The organism is Streptomyces lushanensis (assembly GCF_001700515.1).
Lineage (GTDB): Bacteria > Actinomycetota > Actinomycetes > Streptomycetales > Streptomycetaceae > Streptomyces > Streptomyces lushanensis.
In genome coordinates this window covers 1-3,355 of sequence record NZ_MAUD01000537.1, presented here as the reverse complement: position 1 = coordinate 3,355, position 3,355 = coordinate 1, and the positions used below count along the sequence as shown (strand labels likewise).

The following is a 3,355-nucleotide window of genomic DNA, read 5'->3' as shown; positions in this document are numbered from 1 at the left end:
CGATCTCGACGTCCTCGCCCGCGACCGTGTCCTCTCCGCCCGCGACCTCGACTCCGTGCTGCGGAAGATGCGCGAGAACGAGGAGCGGATGGCGAACGGCAAGGGCGCCACCCGCGAGAAGGCGATGAAGAGGTACGAGCGCCTGGAGACGGAGTTCCTCACCAAGGGCGGATACGCGGCCGAGGCCGAGGCCGCGACCATCGCCGCCGCGCTCGGACTGCCCGACCGGGTGCTCGGCCAGCCGCTGCACACGCTCTCCGGCGGTCAGCGCCGCCGGGTGGAGCTGGCGCGGATCCTCTTCTCGGACGCCGACACCCTGCTGCTCGACGAGCCCACGAACCACCTCGACGCGGACTCGATCGTCTGGCTGCGCGACTACCTCAAGACCTACCGGGGCGGCTTCGTCGTGATCTCCCACGATGTCGAGCTGGTCGAGACCGTGGTGAACAAGGTCTTCTACCTGGACGCCAACCGCTCGCAGATCGACGTCTACAACATGGGCTGGAAGCTCTACCAGCAGCAGCGCGAGGCCGACGAGAAGCGCCGCAAGCGCGAGCGCGCCAACGCGGAGAAGAAGGCCGCCGCCCTCAACTCCCAGGCCGACAAGATGCGTGCCAAGGCCACCAAGACCGTGGCCGCGCAGAACATGGCCCGCAGGGCCGAGCGGCTGCTGTCCGGTCTTGAGGAAGTACGCCAGTCCGACAAGGTCGCCAAGCTGCGCTTCCCCGAGCCCGCGCCCTGCGGCAAGACTCCGCTGACGGCCGAGGGACTGTCGAAGTCGTACGGCTCCCTGGAGATCTTCACCGATGTGGATCTCGCCATCGACAAGGGCTCCCGGGTCGTCATCCTCGGACTCAACGGCGCGGGCAAGACCACCCTGCTCCGGCTGCTGGCCGGCGTCGAGAAGCCGGACACCGGGCAGGTGACGCCGGGCCACGGTCTCAAGCTGGGCTACTACGCCCAGGAGCACGAGACGCTCGACCCGGAGCGCTCGGTCCTGGAGAACATGCGCTCGTCGGCACCCGATCTCGATCTGGTCGAGGTCCGCAAGACGCTCGGCTCCTTCCTCTTCTCCGGTGACGACGTCGACAAGCCCGCCGGTGTTCTCTCCGGCGGCGAGAAGACCCGGCTCGCGCTCGCCACACTGGTCGTCTCCTCGGCCAATGTGCTGCTGCTCGACGAACCGACGAACAACCTGGACCCGGCCAGCCGCGAGGAGATCCTCGGCGCGCTGCGCACGTACAAGGGCGCGGTCATCCTCGTCACCCACGACGAGGGCGCGGTCCACGCGCTGGAGCCGGAGCGGATCATCCTGCTGCCCGACGGCGTCGAGGACCTCTGGGGAGCGGACTACGCGGATCTGGTCGCGCTCGCGTGACCGCCGGCCGTCCCGCCGTGTGACCCTCCGGTGCCGTGTGACCGTCCGGGGGGCCCGGTGTGCCGTGATCCACGGGCCGCCCGGACCCGGTCCCGACCGTGATCCACTCCCTATGGATCATTCGGCTCAGCGGTGATCCATCATCTGAGTGAGTGCGTCTCGTACCCTCGGCGTGCCGCGCGACGGAGAGTGCGGTTGGCCACACTGTTCGCGCGGCCTTTCCACGCACGTCGCTGACCTGGCACTTCGATCCGTATCCCGGCCCCTGCCCGATGCGGTCATGACCGGAATCGGGGATTCCGGTCGCGCTGGAAGCTTGAACTCTGCCAAAGCTTGTCGTACGGACCTTGCCGAATGGGTGGCCAGGAGGGCCGTAAGGGGTGATCATGAGAAGTCCAGAGCGCACTTCCCATGAGGAGGCACGGGTGGCCGAGACTCTGAAGAAGGGCAGCCGGGTGACCGGCGCCGCGCGCGACAAGCTCGCGGCAGACCTGAAGAAAAAGTACGACAACGGTGCGAGCATCCGGGCGCTGGCCGAGGAAACCGGCCGTTCCTATGGATTCGTTCACCGGATGCTCAGCGAGTCCGGAGTCACGCTACGGGGACGCGGCGGAGCGACGAGAGGCAAGAAGGCCGCTTCGGCCTGACAACCGAGTGCGCTCCTCATGGCCACCGGTTCGGACGGTGGCCACCCGGGTCGATCAGGCGATCGCCCAGGTGGTTACTGTGCAGTCACTTGGCCGGTCGTCTTGACCGGCCGGCTGCTCGACTGCCCGGACCGGAGGCGCCCGTATGACCTCGCTCGAACCAGTACGTGAAACAGTGCTCGACAAGGACGGCGTTCGGCTCACCGTCGAGGACGCGATCGCCACGGTGACATTGACCAATCCGGCCAAGCGCAACGCCCAGTCTCCCGCTCTGTGGCGGGCGTTGACGGAGGCCGGCAGGTCGTTGCCGGGCAGTGTGCGGGTCGTGGTGCTGCGTGGTGAGGGCAAGTCCTTCTCCGCGGGGCTCGACCGGCAGGCGTTCACTCCCGAGGGATTCGACGGTGAGCCGTCCTTCCTGGAACTGGCCCGGCGTTCCGACGCGGACCTCGACGCGGCCATCGCCGAGTACCAGGACGGCTTCGTCTGGCTGCGCCGCAACGACATCGTGTCGATCGCGGCCGTCCAGGGCCATGCGATCGGCGCCGGTTTCCAGCTCGCCCTCGCCTGCGATCTCCGGGTCGTGGCGTCGGACGTGCGCTTCGCCATGCGTGAGACAAGCCTGGGACTGGTCCCGGATCTCGCCGGCACCCATCCGCTGGTGGGCCTCGTCGGCCATGCCCGCGCGCTGGAGATCTGCGCCACGGGCCGCTTCGTCCAGGCCGAGGAGGCCGAACGCACCGGGCTCGTCAATCTCGTGGTGCCCGTGGAAGAACTCGACGCGGCCGTCCTGGATCTGGCGGGCGCGCTGCTGGCGGCGCCCAGGGACGCGGTGATCGAGACCAAGGCGCTCCTCCGGGGCGCGGCGGGCCGCTCCTTCGAGGAGCAGCGCGCGGCCGAGCGCGCGGCGCAGGCCCGTCGGCTGCGCGATCTGGCGGGCCTCAGCGACTGACACGGCCTGACGGACGCGACGCGGCGGGCGGGTGTCCCGGGCGTGCGCCTCGGCGCGTGTCTCACAGGTGCGGCGTCGCGGTGAGTGCCACCGCGGCCTCGCCCGTGTACACCACGAAGGTGATCGTCTCCTGGAAGTAGAGCCGCACGTGCGTGTCGTCGTGGGACAGATAGCCGATGGACACGTCCTGGCCGAGACGGAGTTCGAAGTCGCCGCCACGCGTGGAGAGCAGGAAGGCGCCGTCGATGGCGGGCGCCCAGACGATCTCACCGTCCAGCACCCGGTCGATGTGCTTGTGGACCGGATAGCCGTGGTCGGACGTCTCGTTCACGGCGGTGTACGCGTCGGCGGCCCGTATACCCTGGCGCTCAGCGCCGACGC

At 69.0% G+C, this 3,355-nt stretch carries 4 protein-coding genes; 3 read left to right on the top strand and 1 reads right to left on the bottom strand.

Annotation, left to right across the window (positions count from 1 at the left end):
- The 3 genes from BFF77_RS30930 to BFF77_RS30920 form a co-directional block, all read left to right on the top strand.
- On the top strand, window positions 1-1,378 hold a 1,378-nt coding region (locus tag BFF77_RS30930; protein WP_066956674.1), incomplete at its 5' end, for an ABC-F family ATP-binding cassette domain-containing protein.
- A 425-nt stretch (window positions 1,379-1,803) separates the two neighbouring features.
- A complete protein-coding gene (locus tag BFF77_RS30925; RefSeq protein WP_030753304.1) occupies window positions 1,804-2,025 on the top strand; it encodes a helix-turn-helix domain-containing protein in 222 nt (73 codons plus the stop codon).
- Between the two features lie 145 nt (window positions 2,026-2,170).
- Window positions 2,171-2,974, top strand: a complete 804-nt coding sequence (locus BFF77_RS30920; protein WP_066956671.1) for an enoyl-CoA hydratase/isomerase family protein — start codon at window positions 2,171-2,173, stop codon at window positions 2,972-2,974.
- A gap of 61 nt (window positions 2,975-3,035) precedes the next feature.
- Here BFF77_RS30920 and BFF77_RS30915 read toward each other — a convergent pair.
- Window positions 3,036-3,355 (bottom strand): family 1 encapsulin nanocompartment shell protein (locus tag BFF77_RS30915; protein WP_211280363.1); only part of this gene is annotated, 320 nt, incomplete at its 5' end.